Annotated in this window: 11 protein-coding genes and 1 pseudogene; 7 read left to right on the forward strand and 5 right to left on the reverse strand. The window is 69.3% G+C overall.

Annotation, left to right across the window (positions count from 1 at the left end; genetic code table 11):
• Positions 1 to 523 precede the first annotated feature (523 nt).
• Positions 524 to 1,331, reverse strand: a pseudogene (locus tag ACFPIJ_RS23755) (transposase family protein).
• 306 nt (positions 1,332 to 1,637) lie between these two features.
• Between ACFPIJ_RS23755 and ACFPIJ_RS23760 the strand changes: the two are divergent.
• Both ACFPIJ_RS23760 and ACFPIJ_RS23765 read left to right on the forward strand, forming a co-directional pair.
• Positions 1,638 to 2,849 (forward strand): DNA cytosine methyltransferase, encoded by a 1,212-nt coding sequence (locus ACFPIJ_RS23760; protein ID WP_380117373.1) that lies wholly within the window; start codon positions 1,638 to 1,640, stop codon positions 2,847 to 2,849.
• Between the two features lie 47 nt (positions 2,850 to 2,896).
• Positions 2,897 to 3,292: a very short patch repair endonuclease gene (locus ACFPIJ_RS23765; RefSeq protein ID WP_380117374.1), complete on the forward strand. Its 396-nt coding sequence runs from the start codon at positions 2,897 to 2,899 to the stop codon at positions 3,290 to 3,292.
• Between the two features lie 590 nt (positions 3,293 to 3,882).
• Here ACFPIJ_RS23765 and ACFPIJ_RS23770 read toward each other — a convergent pair.
• The 3 genes from ACFPIJ_RS23770 to ACFPIJ_RS23780 are packed head-to-tail and all read right to left on the reverse strand — an operon-like array spanning position 3,883 to position 7,883.
• On the reverse strand, positions 3,883 to 4,527 hold the full coding sequence (locus tag ACFPIJ_RS23770; protein WP_380117375.1) for a response regulator: 645 nt from the start codon (positions 4,525 to 4,527) through the stop codon (positions 3,883 to 3,885).
• A gap of 1 nt (position 4,528) precedes the next feature.
• On the reverse strand, positions 4,529 to 5,701 hold the full coding sequence (locus ACFPIJ_RS23775) for a sensor histidine kinase (RefSeq protein ID WP_380117376.1): 1,173 nt from the start codon (positions 5,699 to 5,701) through the stop codon (positions 4,529 to 4,531).
• A 4-nt stretch (positions 5,702 to 5,705) separates the two neighbouring features.
• Complete coding sequence (locus ACFPIJ_RS23780) at positions 5,706 to 7,883, reverse strand: MMPL family transporter (RefSeq protein WP_380117377.1); 2,178 nt, start codon at positions 7,881 to 7,883, stop codon at positions 5,706 to 5,708.
• Positions 7,884 to 8,019: 136 nt separating this feature from the next.
• Between ACFPIJ_RS23780 and ACFPIJ_RS23785 the strand changes: the two genes are divergently transcribed.
• From ACFPIJ_RS23785 to proS, 3 genes are all read left to right on the forward strand, one after another.
• Positions 8,020 to 8,784 (forward strand): ABC transporter ATP-binding protein, encoded by a 765-nt coding sequence (locus ACFPIJ_RS23785; RefSeq protein ID WP_380117378.1) that lies wholly within the window; start codon positions 8,020 to 8,022, stop codon positions 8,782 to 8,784.
• Complete coding sequence (locus ACFPIJ_RS23790) at positions 8,781 to 11,306, forward strand: ABC transporter permease (RefSeq protein WP_380117379.1); 2,526 nt, start codon at positions 8,781 to 8,783, stop codon at positions 11,304 to 11,306. Before ACFPIJ_RS23785 ends, ACFPIJ_RS23790 begins: the two co-directional genes overlap by 4 nt.
• Before the next feature lie 138 nt (positions 11,307 to 11,444).
• The gene (gene proS / locus ACFPIJ_RS23795) at positions 11,445 to 12,854 is read left to right on the forward strand and encodes a proline--tRNA ligase (RefSeq protein ID WP_380117380.1); all 1,410 of its coding nucleotides are present in this window, start codon (positions 11,445 to 11,447) and stop codon (positions 12,852 to 12,854) included.
• Positions 12,855 to 12,888: 34 nt separating this feature from the next.
• Here proS and ACFPIJ_RS23800 read toward each other — a convergent pair whose 3' ends face one another.
• Positions 12,889 to 13,833 carry an inositol-3-phosphate synthase gene (locus tag ACFPIJ_RS23800; protein WP_380117381.1) on the reverse strand — a complete coding sequence of 315 codons (945 nt, stop codon included), beginning with the start codon at positions 13,831 to 13,833 and terminating at the stop codon, positions 12,889 to 12,891.
• Positions 13,834 to 14,056: 223 nt separating this feature from the next.
• Between ACFPIJ_RS23800 and ACFPIJ_RS23805 the strand changes: the two genes are divergently transcribed.
• Both ACFPIJ_RS23805 and ACFPIJ_RS23810 read left to right on the forward strand, forming a co-directional pair.
• Positions 14,057 to 14,626, forward strand: a complete 570-nt coding sequence (locus ACFPIJ_RS23805) for a hypothetical protein (RefSeq protein WP_380117382.1) — start codon at positions 14,057 to 14,059, stop codon at positions 14,624 to 14,626.
• Positions 14,627 to 14,742: 116 nt separating this feature from the next.
• Positions 14,743 to 16,806 carry a hypothetical protein gene (locus tag ACFPIJ_RS23810; RefSeq protein WP_380117383.1) on the forward strand — a complete coding sequence of 688 codons (2,064 nt, stop codon included), beginning with the start codon at positions 14,743 to 14,745 and terminating at the stop codon, positions 16,804 to 16,806.
• The last annotated feature ends 23 nt before the right edge of the window (positions 16,807 to 16,829 follow it).

Consider the following 16,829-nt stretch of genomic DNA (forward strand, 5'->3'; position numbering starts at 1 on the left):
GTGCAGTTGCCACGGTGCGGTGCCCTCCTTCAGTCGTGTGCTCGTGGCGACGATAGACCTGCACTGGCCTCGATGAGCACCCTCCTCACCGGCAGCGACCCGTCTTGCTCCCATGAGAGCCTACCGAGGACATGGCGGATCACCCGATCGGTGGAACGATGGATACTATGTCAGCGACGGGGGCGTGCAGCAGAAGAGCCGGGCTTCGACGCTGGTCCGCATCCCGGGTCGTCCAGTACGGAGGTGTCGCAGCGGATGAGTCGGCTCCGGCGACGCGACAATGGGCCGGAACTCGCCGTACGTCGACTCCTCCACGCCTGCGGCTTGCGCTACCGAGTTGCGTGGGCCCGTCCCAGGCCAGCGGCGGAGGACGAGCGACATCGCCTTCACCCGCACACGTCTCGCGATATACATCGACGGTTGCTTCTGACATGGTTGTCTGGAGCATCGCACGTCCGCCGAAGCGAACGCCGACTGGTGGTCTCGTAAGATCGAGATAAATAAGAGCGACCGTCAATAGGGATCATTTGAGGCGGCGGGTGGTGGGTCGGGTGTCCCAGCGGTAGCGGTTCGGACTTCGCGGATCAGTGTACGGACGGTGACGAACGTGGCGGCGAGGTAGAGGCGGAGCTTGCCGTAGCCGTTCATCCAGGCGCGGGTGCGTTCACGGACCCACCGTTTGCCGACCTGGATTGGTGTGGGGACGCCCTTGCGGGCGATCTTGCCGTGCAGGCCGAGCCCGTCGAGCAGGGCGCGGGTCACGCCGGAGTCGTAGCCTGAGTCGAGGTGCACGGTCACGTCTTCAGGCCAGTGTGGGCCGGCCTGAGTGGTGGCCGCTGCCAAGGTCGGGCCCAGCAGTGGTGAGTCGTGGCGGTTGGCGCCCGCGGAGACGATCCTAAGGGAACACCGGCGCCGTCGATGGCGATGGAGCGTTTCAGGCCGCCTTTACATCTGTCCGTTGGGGACGGTCCGGCCTTGTCGCCTCCGCACGGGGCCTTGGTGATGCAGCCGTCCACCGGGACATCGGCCAGTTGCAGGCCGACGATGCGGTCGTAGGCGGCGAGGGCTACGGCGTGGACGGCCTCGGCGACGCCGGTGGCTGCCCAGCCCTTGAGCCGGCGCCGGATCGTGGAGTCCGAGCAGGCAGCGGTGGCGACACGTTCGCAGCCCGACCCGTGCGCACCAGCGCGGCAACGAGGTGTTCAAAGACCACCCGGTCGGGAGCCCGGCGGCGGTGGCAGCCGAGCGGGGTGGCCGGGGTCGAACTCGCTGCACTCGGGCAGCTGCACGGCGAACTCGACCCAGACGGGTTCCAACAGCGATGATGGGATTTGCGGGCACGGGCATCTTTGTCGATCACGGAGCGTAGAGAACCCATATGACCGTAAGGCGGCCCTCACGGAGCGGCGACCCGGCATTGAACGCGGCTGAACGGCGGCCACGCTGGGACGTAGTGCCGACGACGTCCAATCACCCACTCAGGGATGGCAGCTTGTACGCGTTTCGTTGCAGCCGATCACGCCCTCCGGCCATAGTATTCGATCGTATGATCGATTACGTGTGAGGGGTGGGTGTTGTTCGTCAAGGCCCGTGGCGGCGACTCGACCTTAGGCGTCAAGCGATGCCATGATGCCCCGATGCCCGACAGTACCGACCAGGCCATCCCTGATGCCCCAGCCGAGCCGGCCCCCACCGTCGCCGGCCTGTTCGCTGGGATCGGTGGCCTGGAGCTCGGACTGCATCGGGCCGGGTTCAATACGGCGGCTCTATGCGAGATCTGGGAGCCTGCGCGAGAGGTGCTGACGGCACATTTCCCTGGTATCCCGATCAGTGAGGACGTCAGGACACTGCCGCATCTTCCCGCCGTTGACGTCGTCACCGCGGGCTTTCCGTGTACCGATCTGTCCCAGGCCGGCCGCACCGCAGGCATCCACGGGGCTCAGTCTGGACTGGTCAACCAGTTGTTCCGACTTCTTGCCGACACCGAGCCCCGTTGGGTCGTGATCGAGAACATCAGGAACATGCTGGTGCTGGATCAGGGCCAGGCAATGACCTACCTGATCGGCCAGCTTGAGCAGCTCGGCTACCAATGGGCGTACCGGCTGGTCGACTCCCGATTCACAGGGGTTCCGCAGCGTCGGCAACGAGTGATCATGGTGGCATCCAAACAAGCTGATCCGCGCGGGGTACTCTTCGCCGACGACGCTAAGGAGCCAGCGGAAGACTGGTTTGCCGACGACGTGTTCGGGTTCTACTGGACCGAGGGGCTACGTGGACTCGGTTGGGCTCGCGATGCGCTGCCGACCTTGAAGGGTGGCTCGACGATCGGAATTCCGTCACCGCCTGCGCTCTGGGTTCGCGATGCGCCCATTGGACGTGCCATCGTCACGCCCGGCATCCGGGCCGGCGAACTGCTTCAGGGATTCCCGGAAGGCTGGACCCTGCCGGCGGCCGCGCACGGGCGGCGTAACGGTACCCGGTGGAAGCTCATCGGCAACGCGGTGACCGTTGGCGTCGCGGAGTGGCTGGGCGGGCGCTTGCTCGAACCCGGCACCTTCGACCTCAACCGGTCGATGGCTCTGCCCCCAGGGCACCCTCGGTGGCCGCTGGCCGCATGGGGCAAGCAAGGCGAGCGCTGGCAGGTTGAGATCTCTATGTGGCCGCTGCGGAGGCCATACCAGCACCTTCTCGACGTGGTAGATCTCGATGAGGCAACACCGTTGAGCCGCCGGGCCAGCGAAGGCTTCTTCAGCCGGATGGAGCAGAGCAGCCTGCGGTTCGATGACGGGTTCCGGATCGCGATGAAGGAACACGTGCGGGCGATGCAGGCGCAGCCGCCCGGCCTGTGATGGCCTCACAGCGACCTGCCGCAAGCACTCCGGACATTGCGGATCGCATGTCACGGCAGCGTCGCCGCGACACAGCACCCGAACTGGCGATCCGACGGGTGTTACACGCCCGTGGGATGCGGTACCGGGTCGACGCCGTACTGCCCGGGACCCGTCGCCGCGGTGACATCGTCTTCCCCCGGCGGCGTTTGGCGGTCTTCGTCGACGGCTGCTTCTGGCACCGGTGTCCGCAGCATGGCACCACACCGAAGCGGAACACCGAGTGGTGGACCGCGAAGCTGCAGGCGAACGTCAACCGGGACCGTGACACCGACGCCCGGCTCGCATCGCTCGGGTGGACTGTGCTGCGTGTCTGGGAACACGAGTCGCCCGTAGCTGCGGCGGACCGGGTCGCCGCAGCGGTCGTCGGCGGCCGCTCAACTCAACGCGCTGACAACCGGTAACAAACCGGCAGAATTCCCCATGCCATGGCGTCCGAGCCGATCGGAATACTGTCGAGCCTTGTGGATTGTGCCGCTCGCGGCTCGTGCTCTGGCAGTACCACAGCAGGTCGGACCTCCACAGCAAGGTCGCTGCCGTGGCGCTCATGATCGACCCGTTGCAGGAGAGTGCCGAACTGCGAACCCCCCAAAAGGGGTCAAATTTCAAAAATCGGCGACAGGCCGAAGACGACCGAGGCGCTGCGACTGCTGTGCCGCTCCGACTTCGCCGAGTACGGGGTGACTGGCCGAGCGCTGGACGGTTTGCGGGCTCGGTTCGCAGAGTGGCGCGTCAAGCTGATCGGCAACGACCAGTCGTAACGAGGGTGTCCACTGTGGATCGGAGCGGGCTCGACGCGTGCTCCGCCGTTTCTGGACACCACCCCGCCGTCTTGGACTTGGGCCGCCCGGCTGGACCGGAAAATGGACAAGCCCGTACTAAATAGCACGCGCAATACTCGTGAAACCGGGCATAACTCGCCTTGTAATCGGAAGGTTGCGGGTTCAGGTCCCGCCGTCGGCTCTCAATGGACCTGCTTGTTTGAGCAGCCGGATCAGGGTTTGGGGCGCGTGATGAGTCCGCGTTCCAGGGCCACGACGACCGCGTGGGTGCGGTCGCTGACGTCGAGTTTCGCGAAGATCCTGAGCATGTGGGTCTTGACGGTGGCCTCGGCGATCACCAGCCGCCTGCCGATGTCGGGGTTGGACAGGCCGTCGGCGGCCGCGGTGAGCACGTCGGCCTCGCGCGCGGTCAGCACCACCGGGGCGGGCTGGCGCATCCGAGCGATGAGCCGTTGCGCGACGCGGGGGGCGAGCACGGTCTCGCCGCGTGCGGCGGCGCGGATCGCGTCGACCAGCTGTTCGCGGGTGGTGTCCTTGAGCAGGTATCCGATGGCGCCGGCCTCGACTGCCCGTTCGATGTCGGCGTCGGTCTCGTAGGTGGTGAGGATCAGGACGCGGGTGCCGGTGCCGGCCGCGACGATGGCGGCGGTGGCCTGTACACCGTCGAGCACCGGCATCTGCAGGTCGATCAGCGCCACGTCGGGTCGTTCCCGCTCGACGAGCTCGACGGCCTCCCGCCCGTTCGCGGCCTCGGCGGCGATCTCGAGGCCCGGTTCGGCGGCGAGCAGTGCGACGACTCCCGCGCGCATGACCGGGTGGTCGTCGACCACCACGATGCGAAGTACCGGATCGGTCATGTCAGCCCCGTTCGTCGGTGGGAAGGGTGGCGAGCACCCGGGTGCCTTCGCCGGGTGCGCTGGTGACGACGAGTTCGCCGCCGAGCTCGGCCAGCCGCCGGCGCATGCCGTCGAGGCCGAAGCCGCGTGCCTCGGCCACGACGAACCCCTGGCCGTCGTCGGTGATCTCCAGCTCGACGGAGTCCGGGCGCCGGGTGAGCAGCACGCCGACCGTGGTGGCGGCGGCGTGCTTGCGAACGTTGGCCAGCGACTCCTGCGTGCAGCGGAGCAACGCGATCCGGATCGGCTGGTCGCACGTGACCTCGGGCAGGTCGGCGTCGACGGTCAGCCCGGTGTCCTGGGCGAACCGGTCCAGGGTGCGGCGCAGGGTCTGGGCGATCGAACCGGTGGCCAGGCCGCTCGCCGGGGCCGACCCGACGAGGATTCGGGCCTCGGTCAGGTTCTCCCGGGCGGTCTGCTCGATCGAGAGCAGCTGGTGGGCAGCACTCTCGGGGGCGGCACCCAGGTTCGCGCGGGCGGCCTCGGCCAGCACGATGATCGAGGCGAAGCCTTGCGCGAGGGTGTCGTGGATCTCGCGGGCCAGGCGTTCACGTTCCTCGATGGCACCCTGGCGCTGGTTGGCCTCGGCGAGCTCGCGCTGGGCGACGTCCAGGTCCGCGGACAGCCGTGCCGTGCGCGCCCGGTTGTCTTTGATCATGCGGTGGACCAGGAGCCCGACGCCCGCGCTCAACGTGTAGCCGAGCCCGGTGAACACGATGTTGCCCGCTGACGGGCCGTGCGCGGCGGTGCTGACGGCCACGGTGGCCGCCGCCCCGGCGCCGCTGGACGCGACCGCCCAGAGCGGCGTCCTCGCCAGGATCCAGAACTGCGGGAGGGTTGCGATGTACAGGGCCGCGCCACCGGTGAGGAGGTACCCCATCGTGCCGAGGCAGATGACCGCCAGGCCGAGATACGCGTGCGGGCGGAACGCGGCGTCGCCCGGAAACATCCGGACGACGCCGTAGCCGAGGCCGAACACCGTCATCACGACCAACGTCCAGTACTTCGTGCCGGCGGGTCGGTCCAGCACCGCGATGACCGGCGGGCACAGCCCGAACAGTACCCAGGTCACGGCGTACGCCCGCGGCAACGTCATCAGCCGGATCCGGCCGTCGAAGCGCGGTCGTTGATCCATTCGGTCACCCTACTGTCGCCACCGTCCGGGCCCGCTCGGCGGCGGCCGCGCCCGGCCGCGACGGCCACCAACTGCGTTCGCCGAGCAGCAGCATGATCGCCGGCAGCACCAGGATCCGGATGACGACCGCGTCGAGCAGGACCGCCGTGGCGAGCGCGAAGCCCATCTGCTTCATCTCGATGATGTGCAGGCCGACGAAGCTCGCGAAGACGGTCACCATCACGAAGGCGGCGCTGGTGACGACCCGGGCCGAGCCGGCGATGCCGTCGAGCACCGCCTGCCGGGTGCTGACGCCGCGCAGGGCCGCCTCCCGGATCCGGCTGATCACGAACACCTGGTAGTCCATCGACAGGCCGAACAGGATCACGAACAGGAACAGCGGCACTCGCGAGCCGATCGTCCCGGTGGAGGTGAAGTCGAGCACGCTCTCGGCCCAGGAGTGCTGGAACACCAGGACCAGCAGGCCGAGTGAGGCGCCCGCGGACAGCAGGTTGAGCGCCATGCCGACCAGGCCCAGCACGACGGACCGGAAGGCCCATGCCGTCATCGCGAAGGTCACCAGCAGCAGCGTCGCGATGATCAGCGGTAGCTTCCGCTCCTGGTGCTCGGGGTAGTCGGCATACCGGGCCACATCGCCGGTGACGGCCGTCTCGACGCCGCTGACCTTGCCGACGGTGGCCGGCACGTACTCCTCGCGCAGGGTCCGCAGGGAGGTCCGCGCCTCGGCCGTGCTCACGTAGTGCGGCACCGCCAGTTCCAGCATGCTGATCCTGCCGTCGGCGGATGTCCGCACCTGCGCTGTACCCGCGAGCCGTGGGTCGGCCGCCGCGCGGCTCGCCAGGTCTTTGAGCGCGTCGGCGACGTCGCCCACCCGGTCGGCGTCGGCTCTCACGACGACCTGGTGCATCGCCTTCAACTCGGGGAACGCCTGGTTCAACCGGTCGAACGTCTGCATCGCGGGGATGGCGCGGGGATGGGTTTCGCGCCCCATGTCGGTCAGCCTCAAGCCCAGCAGCGGTGCGGCGAGCGCCAGCAGAGCGGCCGAGGTGACGATCAGCACCGCGGCGGGGCGGCGGCTGGTGAGACCCAGGACGGCACCGGTGAGCCGGCCGTGCCCGGTCCTCTCCCGGTCGGCCCGCGCGACCCGGCCGGTGCGGGCGGTCCGGCGCTCGGCGCGCCGGCCGAGCATCACCAGCAGCGCCGGTAGCACCGTCATGGAGCTGACCACGGCGACCAGCGTGACGGCGATCGCGCCGGTGGCGATCGACGAGAAGATCACATCGTCGGCCAGGTACAGCGTCGCGCTGGAGATGACGACCGCGATGCCGGACAGCACCACCGTCCGCCCCGACGTGGCCGCCGCGAGATCCACGATGGCCCGGGCGCTGAGCCGGCCGCCGGCCCGGGCGCGTTCTTCCCGCTCCCGCTTGAGGTAGAAGAGCGTGTAGTCGACACCAACCGCCATGCCGATCAGCAAGATCACGTTCGTGCCCACCCCGGCGTCGGGGAAGGCATGCGAGGCGACCATGGACAGACCGACGGCCGCGATGATCGACGACAACGCCAGCACCAGTGGTACGACCGCGAGCGCCACCGAGCCGAAGACCAGCAGCAAGGTGATCAGCGTGACCGGCAGCGCGATCATCTCGGTGCGCGCGAGGTCCTTGCCGCGCAGTTCCTCGACGCCTTTGCTGATCGACGGGCTGCCAGTCTCCTCCACCCGCAGCGCCGGATGCGCGGCCTGCACCAGGGCGGTCTGGGCGCGCAGCGGCTCGACGTGCTGCTTGCCGTCGAGTTCCGGCCCGCCGAGCGTCACGTCGACGCGCACCGCCGTGCCGTCGGCCGACCACACCGGCCCGCCGACCGACTCGACCTCGCCGAGCGCACGCATGCGGCCCGTCACATCCGCTGCTGCGGCCTCCGCGGCGGCCCGGTCCAACCGGCCCCCGGAGGCCGCAGTGATCAGCACCCGCTCGACCGGCTTCTGCTGCATGCCGCCCTCGGCGGCCATCGCCTCCGCCCGGCCGGCCTCACCGATCCGGAAGTCCTCGCTCGTGGCCGGATTTCCGCCGACCGCCACGCCGACGCCGATGCAGACGACGACGAACAACAGCCAGCCGGCGATCGCGCGCCATGGGTGCCGGGCACTCCAGCCGGCCACCCGTACAGGAAGATCAGTCATGCCGGAAATGCTGGTTGCCGGCCCCCTGCCGCCGACAGCATCGACAGATCCAACCTGGGGTCCATCGACCGGTGGACCCCGAGTTCGATCGGTCGAGGCTGTCGGCGGCAGGGGGCCGCCGACCAGCATTGATCACATGAACAACGGCACAGCCGACCGGCAGGTCGTACGGTTCGATTCCGTACGCAAGGTCTACGGCTCCAAGAACCCCGTGGTCGCCCTCGACGACGTGAGCATCGGCTTCGACCGGGGCACCTTCACCGCGGTGATGGGGCCGTCCGGCTCGGGCAAGAGCACCTTCCTGCACTGCGCGGCCGGGCTCGACCGGCCGACGTCCGGCTCGGTCCACCTCGACGGCATCGACCTCGCGCCGCTCGGCGAACGCGCGCTGACCAGGCTGCGCCGCGAACGGATCGGATTCGTCTTCCAGGCCTTCAACCTGCTGCCCGCACTCGACGTCATCGACAACGTCACGCTGCCGGTGCGGCTGGCCGGCCGCAGGCCCGACAAGGCCGCCGTCCGCGACGTGCTCGAACGGGTCGGCCTCGGCGGGCGGCAGGGACACCGTCCCGGTGAGCTGTCCGGCGGCCAGCAGCAGCGCGTCGCCATCGCCCGCGCGCTGATCACCCGTCCCGCGGTCATCTTCGGCGACGAACCGACCGGCGCGCTGGACACCTACACGGCGAGCGAGGTGCTGGGCCTGCTGCGCGAAGCGGTCCAACGCTGGGAGCAGACCATCGTGATGGTCACCCACGACCCGGTGGCGGCCGCGCACGCCGACCGCGTCCTGTTCCTCGCCGACGGCCGGATCGTCGACCACCTGGACCGCCCCCGCGCCGACGAGGTCGCCGAGCGCATGACCCACCTCGGCGTGTGGGCCGGACGGGAGGCGCTGCGATGATCCGGATCGCGCTTTGCACGCTGCGGTTTCACAAGGGCGGCTTCGTCGCCTCGTTCATCGGTCTGTTCTTCGGTGCCATGATCGTGATCGGCTGCGGCGGGCTGCTGGAGACCGGTACCCACAACGCAGCCCCGCCGCGGCGCCTCGCCGCCGCACCGATCGTGGTCACCGGCGACCAGCGCTACCTCGGCACCCAGCAGGACCTGGTCTTCCCGGAACGGATCCGGCTGGACGCCACGCTGGCCGACCGGATCGCGTCGGTTCCCGGCGTCACCGCGGCCGTGCCGGACATCTCGTTCCCGGCCACCGTGGCCGCCGGTCCGGCGGTGGTCGGCCACGGCTGGTCCACGGCCCGGCTCACGCCGTACCGCATCGTCGACGGCACCGCGCCGTCCGGTCCCGGCCAGATCGTGCTCGGCGCCGACCTGGCCGAGCGGGCCGGTCTGCGCCCCGGCGGCCGGATCGACCTGCTGGTCCACGGCACCGCCGAGTCGTACCAGATCTCTGGCGTGGCGGTCGGCGGCGGCGATGTCTTCGTCACCGACGCGGAAGCCGACCGGCTCGGCAACCATTCCGGCACGGTCGACTCGATCGGCGTGTTCACCACCCCCACGGCCGACCCCGGCGAGACCGCCGAGCGGATCCGGGCGGTCGTCGCGGGACAGGTCCGTCCCGTCGCCGTGCTGACCGGCGACGACCGCGGCCGCGCCGAGAACCCGGATGTCATCGCCGACGGCGGCGACCTGATTCCGCTCGCCGCGGCGTTCGGCAGCCTGTCGCTGCTGGTCACCGTGTTCGTGGTGGCCGGGACGGTGGGGCTGTCGATCCAGCAGCGGCAGCGGGAGATGGCCCTGCTCCGGGCGGTCGGCGCCACCCCGGCACAGCTGCGCCGGTTGATCGTCGGTGAGACGACGGTGCTGGCCGTGGTCGCCACCGCGCTGGCCTGCTACCCCGGCACGAGGTTCGGGCGATGGCTGTTGGACGCCTTCGCCGGCGCGGGGGTGGTGCCCGATTCGATCGCGTTCCGCGCCGGATCGGTCCCGGTGCTGGTCGGTGTCGGCGCCGCGCTGATCACCGCCGTGGGGGCGGCCTTCATCGCGGCGAACGCAGCCGCGCGCACCCGGCCGACCGAGGCGCTCTCCGAGACGTCCCCGCCGCGCCGCCGGTCCAGCGTGCTCCGGCTGGTCACCGGGCTGGTGTGCCTCGGCGGCGGTGCGGCATTGGCCCTGGTCACCGCCCAGATGGACGGCCCCCGCGCGGCCAGCGTGGCGACCCCGGCGGCGCTGGTGTGGACGGTCGGCTTCGGCCTGCTCGGCTCGATGCTGTCCCGGGCTGTGACGGCCGGTCTGCGCCGCCCGGTGCGACTGGTCGCCGGGCTCGCCGGCCACCTGGCCACCCGCAACGCGCAGGCACGGCCGACCCGGCTGGCAGCCGCGGCCATGCCGGTCATGCTCGCGACCGGCCTGGCCACCGGACTCATCTACATGCAGACAACGCAGGCGGACGGCGCACGGCAGGTGTACACCGAGACGCTGCGTGCCGACCTGGTGGTGACCGCCGTTTCCGGAGGACTGCCGCTCGCCATGGTGAGCACCATCGGCGGTCAGCCCGGAGTGGCGGCGGCCTCCGCCGCGGTCCCCAGCCGCGGATACCTCGAACCCGTCCAAGCGGCTCCACCGGCCGCGACCGACGAAGAGTCGAACTCCGCCCAGCCCATCGAACTCTCCGTACAAGGCGTCACCCCGGCAGGACTGTCCCGCACCACGGCCTTCCGCGCCGCCACCGGCAACCTCGACGACCTGCGTGGGAACACCGTCGCGCTGCCGGTCCGGTACGCCGGCGGACACCACGTGGGCGACACGATCCCGATGCGGCTGGGTGACGGCAGCCGGGTCGACCTGATGCTGGTGGCGACGATCGACGGCCCGCGCGGCTACGAGACCACCCTCGTGCCGGCAGCGCTCCTGCTGCCGCACACGGACACCGGCCTCGTCCCGCAGATCCTGGTCAGCGCCGCCGCAGGAACCGACCCGGCAACGCTGGCAGCCACCCTCTCCGCACTGGCCACGCAGCACCCCGGTCTCCGGGTCGTCGGGCGGGACGCCCTCACCGCCATGCAGCAGGACCGGGACGACACCCAGGCCTGGATGGCCTTTCTGGTGGCCGGTGTGGTCGTCGGCTACGCCGTGATCGCACTGATCAACACCCAGGTCCTGGCGACGACCGAGCGGCGGCGCGAGTTCCGCCTCCAGCGGCTCGTCGGCGCCACCCGGCGGCAGGTGATGACGATGATGACGGTGGAGGCCGTCGTGATCTCCCTCACCGGCGTCGTCCTCGGCGGCCTCATCGCCGCGGCGACACTCGTCCCGCTCAGCGTCAGCGTGCTCGGCTCGGTCGTGCCGGGCGGCTCCGCCTGGATCCTCGCCACGGTGCTCGCCGCCGCATTCGCTCTGACCCTCACCACCACGTTGCTGACCACCGCCGCCGTACTGCGCAACAAGCCCGCCATCGCGGCGGAATGAGCGGCGCGCACCATCGAGCGGCGGTTGACGTGCGGAAACGCAGGTCGACCGCCGCTCGGCTGGATGGGCCCCGGGTTGCGATGCCGGGTGCAAAAAATGCACCGACGTGCTCTGTGGCAGTGATTAGAGTTACCGGTTATGGCCCGTGTCGTCACTCCGCGTTCGGATGACTTTCCCCGCTGGTTCCAGGACGTGCTCGCCAAGGCCGAGGTGGCCGACAACGGGCCGGTGCGCGGCACCATGGTGATTCGACCGACGGGGTATGCGATCTGGGAGCGCATGCAGTCCGAGATGGACGACCGCATCAAGGCAGCCGGCGCCGAGAACGCCTACTTCCCGCTGTTCATCCCGGAGAGCTACCTGCGGCGCGAGGCGCAACACGTCGAGGGTTTCTCGCCTGAGCTCGCCGTGGTGACGCACGGGGGCGGCAAGGAACTCGCCGAGCCCGTGGTCGTCCGGCCGACCAGTGAGACGGTCATCGGCGAGTACATGGCGAAGTGGGTCAGCAGCCACCGTGACCTTCCGCTGTTGCTCAACCAGTGGGCCAACGTCGTGCGATGGGAGCTGCGGCCGCGGCTCCTGCTGCGCACAACCGAGTTTCTGTGGCAGGAAGGGCACACCGCCCATGCCACGGAGGACGACGCCCGCCGATACGCGCGCCGGATCCTCCACGACGTGTACGAGGACTTCATGCGTACCGTGCTGGCCATGCCGGTCGTGGTGGGGCGCAAGACCGCACGCGAGCGGTTCGCCGGCGCCACCAACACGTACACCCTCGAAGGCATGATGGGCGATGGCAAGGCGTTGCAGATGGGCACCAGCCACGAGCTCGGACAGAACTTCGCCAAGGCGTTCAACATCGTCTTCTCCAACCAGGACGGCGTGCAGGAACATGCGTGGACGACGTCGTGGGGTAGTTCCACCCGCATGCTCGGGGGCCTGATCATGTGCCACGGCGACGACGCCGGCCTCCGTGTCCCACCGCGTGCCGCCGCGACGCAGGCGCTCGTGACGGTGGTCAAGGCAGGCGAAGGTGTACTGGCGGCCGCCGCTCAGGTGCGCGACGAACTCCGCGCGGCCGGCGTCCGGGTGGCTCTCGACGATCGGGTAGACACCCCGTTCGGGCGACGGGCCGTCGATGCCGAGCTCAAGGGCTTCCCCGTGCGTATCGAAGTCGGTCCCCGCGACCTGGCAGCGGGCAACGTGGTGCTCGTGCGGCGGTTCGACGGCACGAAGGCGCCGGTGGAGCTCAATGCGATCGTGAAGATCGTGGTGGAGGCGCTGGCGCGTGATCAGCAGGCGCTGTACGACGAGGCGCTCGCCCGCCGTACGTCCAACACGGTCGAGGTGAAGACGGCAGAGGACGCGGTCGCCGCTGCGCTCGACGGCAAATGGGCGCGGGTTCCGTGGTCGACCATGGGGGCCGAAGGGGAGGCAACGGCAAACAGAGCAGGCGTGACCGTCCGTTGCCTGGTCCGGCCGGACAACACCGTCCCTGATTCCGAGGACGAACCCGGTGTCGTGGCATACGTTGCCCGGTCGTACTGAAGATCCTTCCTGATCTGCGTTCGGCGGGGCGGGGTCAGATCGCTGTGCCTGGCGGGGATTTGAGCAGCGTGGTCGCCTCGGTGGCGTAGCCGCCGCGGCCGGCGCGGTTCGCGCTTGCGGCGATCCGGATGAGGTCGATGTTGACGCCGGCGGCGCCGCTCGGGTCGTGGACCTTCAGCTTCACGTCGAGGCTCACTGCGGTGCCGGCCCAGCCCTGCGCTTCCAGGTTGAGGTGGGCGACCTTCTGCGAGCCCAGGTGTGGCAGGTAGCCGAGCGGTGCCACCTCGACCTTGTCGGCCCCCGACAGTGCGTTCAGCTTCGACTGCTTCTTGGTGTTGGGGTTGGCCACCAGGTTGCGGAAGTCTTCGGTGCCGCCGAGGTTGACCTGGTAGGAGCTGACGAGCGTGAGTCCCCGCTCGGCGAGCAGCCGCAGCAGCGTGTCGTGCAGCACCGAGGTGCCGAACTGGCTGGCCAGGTCGTCGCCGATGAGCGGCACTCCGGCGGCGGCGAACCGCGCGAGCAGCTCCGGGTCTCGGGCGACCGCGTCGCTGGTGGTGTTGACGAAGGCGACCCCGGCCCGCCAGGCTGCCTCGGCGTACGCCAGCGCGGTCACCGGCCGGCCGCTCGGCGCCGAGTAGAGCAGGACGTCCGCCCCGGCGAGCGTCGCCGCTATCCGGTCGATCCCGCTCTCGTCCACCAGTCCCGCGGTGACCGGTACACCGGCCGCCGGGAGCTCGCAGTCGAGCCGGGGGAAGTTGTTCGGCGGCAGGAAGATCGCCTCGGTCATGTCCTTGCCGATCTTCTCCGGTGATGTTGCGTACGCCGCGACGAACTCGATGTCGCCGACTCCGATGCCGTCGATCTCCGGCCGGGAGATGCCGACGAGACTGCCCGTCTGCTGGTAGTACGCGATGCCCTGCACCAGCGCCGACGTGTTGTTCCCGACCCCGACGACCGCGACCTTCACCCGTTCGATCATGGACCTGACGATACGTCGGCGTGATCCACTCGGCGGAGCGCCAGGTCCGGACCGCCCCGCACGCATCGACGTTCTATGGCACACTCCCCGAGTGACGCTGCCCCCTCAGCCGAACTACCCAGGCCAGCCCCCGTACACGGGCGCTCTTCCTCCGATGTACGGCCCCCCGGCCCCGCCGCCACCGCGGAGCAATGCCGGGCTCATCATCGGCATTGTCGTTGGCGTGCTCGTGTTGCTTGCCGGCGTCTGCGTGGTCGGCGTGCTTGCCGTTACCGTTTTCCGGGACAAGGCGAGGTCGCAGGCGGAAGACCGGTCGCCCGTCTCGGCGTCGACGCGCGACCCCTATCGGGGCGACACCTACACAGCTCCCACCAAAGCGCCGACCACGCAGGCACCGCCGCCGGCACCGGCGCGGGTCGGGGAGTGCATCGGCATCGACGAGGCCGGAACGTATCTGGGTACGGGGAGCTGCAACGGCACCAAGGGGACGTACAAGGTGCTCACCGTCGACTACTCGCGGGACACCTGCCCGGATCCCGAGTCGCCCTACATCACCGAGGACGGCTACCGGCTCTGCCTCGAGCTGTACCTGGTGCGCACCTACTGCTACAAGTTCCCGAGCGGACCCGGCTGGGTCGTGCCCGCCCCCGCGTGCAAGGCCAAAGGAACCGTGCACGTCATCGACATCGTGCCCGGCGCGACGAACAGCAACAACTGCACGCGGGACTACAAGTGGAACCGGTGGTACCAGTTCCAGCACCCGACGGTCGTCTACTGCGTGATGCAGTACTGAAGACGGAGTCGGGCGGCGGGGCCGGATGGCTGATTGCGCCCAAGGATGATGATCACTACGGTGTGGCCGTTGTTGCATCGTGATCGACATCCAACACGGGGAATACAGTGCGCCTTTTGCGCAAGTTTGGTGCTGCCTTCGTAGCGGCGATCCTGGCTGTTACGGCATTGCCCGGGGTGGCCGTTGCTGCCGGGCCGACCGCTCCGTACGACGCCTTCACCCTCAACGGGTCGCTGTGGAATTACAGCTTCGATCGCAGCAACGCCACCGTCACCTTCGACGAGTGGGGCACGGGTCTCACCATCACGGCGTACACCTTCGACCACGAACACCGGTTCAGTGCACTGGTGAGCGCGCCGGTGGGGCAGACACTCGGCGTCGGCACCTTCCCCACCGTCGGGACGGGCGGCGATGGGCGCTACAGGCTGGACGTGCGCGGCGACGGTAGAGATTGCGGCGAAGCAACGGGCTCGGTGACGATCCACGCGTTGACGCGGGACCCGGCGACCGGCGACATCACGTCGGTCGCCGCCAGCTACTACCAGGACTGTTATGAGGTGTCCGGCGAGATTCGCTGGCACTCGGATCGGCCCTACGTGAACGGTACCCAGTCGGCCGTCAACCGGTTCTTCAATCCGGTCGATCTTGGGCACAGTTCGCCGGTGCAGACGGTGTCGATCACATCGTCGGGCAGTTCGGCGCTGCAGTTCGGCGCCGTCGTGCTCGGCGGAGCCACGCCTGAGGCCTTCACGATCACCGGCGACACGTGCACCGGTGCCACGTTGACGTACGGGCAGAGCTGCGCGATCAATGTGATAGGCCGGCCGACGACGATCGGTGACCAGTACGCGTCGCTTTCGCTGACGGACAACACCGTGTCGGGGAAGCGGACGGTCGAGCTGCGGGTGACCGGGCGCTCCGGCGGCGAAGGCACCTACGTGCCGCTGTTCAGCTCGTCCCGCTTGCTCGACACCCGGGACGGCAACGGCGCGCCGAAGGCGCCGCTCGGGGGTGGCAAGACGATCCACCTGCAAGTGGCCGGGCGCGGTGGCGTGCCGACGAGCACAGTGTCGGCGGTCGTGTTGAACATGACGGTGACCGGTCCGACGTCGGCGGGTTATCTGACGGTCTATCCGGGCGGTATCGCCCGGCCGACGGCGTCGAGCCTGAACTTCCCGGCGGGGTGGACGGGGGCGAACTCGGTCACCGTGCCGGTCGGCGCCAACGGTCAGGTCGACATCTACAACGCCGCCGGCAACGTGCACGTCATCGCCGATCTGCTGGGCTACTACCTGGCGTACGACGACTCCCACACCCAGGAGCCCGCAGGGCAGTACTGGCCGACCGTGCCGCAGCGCCTGCTGGACAGCCGGGACCCGGCGTTCGGCGGGCCGCTGGGTCCGTTCGAGTCCGTGACGATCCCGGTCGCCTACGGCCCCACGTTCAACTCGCACATCCGGGCCCTGGCCGTGAACATCACCGCGGTCACGCCGACCCAGGGTGGGTACGTGATGGCGTGGACCGGTCGTGGCCAACCACCGACCGCATCGACGCTGAATTTCACCAAGGGTTCGGTCGTGCCGAACTTCGCCGTCGTCAAGACAGCGTGGTGCTCCGAGTGCGGAGAACACCCGGCGATCGTCGTCAGCAACTACTCCGGCGGCAGCACGCACATCGTCGTGGACATCTTCGGCTTCTACGACGACGGGCAGGTCCCGGGTGGTCTGCGGTTCCACCCGTTGAACCCGACGCGGATCGTCGACACCCGCGACGGGCTGGGCGCGAGCACGTTCACCGGCGCCGGCACCAGGACGGTCACCGCGCCGTCATCGGTCGCCGGTGACAACACGTACGCGCTGGTGACCAACGTGACCGGGGTCGACCCGGCGAACTCGACCTATCTGAGCCTGTGGGCGACGGGCAAGACCCAGCCGACGGTGAGCAACCTGAACCTGACCCCGCACGAGGTCCGGCCCAACGCTGCTTTCGTCAACGTCGGCCCAGGCAACAAGTTCAACGTGTTCAACGCGGCGTGGAAGGTCGACGTCGTCATCGACGTGGCAGGCACGTTCGAGTTCCTGCCCGGATCGGTCCCCTCAACCCAGGCGGCAACCCTCGACGGGCAAATGCCGCTGCACTCCAGTCCGACCGGCACGCCGCTGCGGCAGACACTGCGATAGCTGCGGCGCGCCGCTCAATGCAC

Origin of the sequence: Dactylosporangium cerinum (assembly GCF_042653625.1) — a bacterium.
In the GTDB taxonomy this organism is placed as follows: domain Bacteria; phylum Actinomycetota; class Actinomycetes; order Mycobacteriales; family Micromonosporaceae; genus Dactylosporangium; species Dactylosporangium cerinum.

What these genes read in the sequence shown, in the direction of transcription:
- ACFPIJ_RS23775 (WP_380117376.1), bottom strand. Translation starts at nt 5,701, where the DNA reads ATGGATCAACGACCGCGCTTCGACGGCCGGATCCGGCTGATGACGTTG.
- ACFPIJ_RS23770 (WP_380117375.1), bottom strand. Translation starts at nt 4,527, where the DNA reads ATGACCGATCCGGTACTTCGCATCGTGGTGGTCGACGACCACCCGGTC.
- proS (WP_380117380.1), top strand. Translation starts at nt 11,445, where the DNA reads ATGGCCCGTGTCGTCACTCCGCGTTCGGATGACTTTCCCCGCTGGTTC.
- ACFPIJ_RS23780 (WP_380117377.1), bottom strand. Translation starts at nt 7,883, where the DNA reads ATGACTGATCTTCCTGTACGGGTGGCCGGCTGGAGTGCCCGGCACCCA.
- ACFPIJ_RS23765 (WP_380117374.1), top strand. Translation starts at nt 2,897, where the DNA reads ATGTCACGGCAGCGTCGCCGCGACACAGCACCCGAACTGGCGATCCGA.
- ACFPIJ_RS23790 (WP_380117379.1), top strand. Translation starts at nt 8,781, where the DNA reads ATGATCCGGATCGCGCTTTGCACGCTGCGGTTTCACAAGGGCGGCTTC.
- ACFPIJ_RS23760 (WP_380117373.1), top strand. Translation starts at nt 1,638, where the DNA reads ATGCCCGACAGTACCGACCAGGCCATCCCTGATGCCCCAGCCGAGCCG.
- ACFPIJ_RS23800 (WP_380117381.1), bottom strand. Translation starts at nt 13,833, where the DNA reads ATGATCGAACGGGTGAAGGTCGCGGTCGTCGGGGTCGGGAACAACACG.
- ACFPIJ_RS23785 (WP_380117378.1), top strand. Translation starts at nt 8,020, where the DNA reads ATGAACAACGGCACAGCCGACCGGCAGGTCGTACGGTTCGATTCCGTA.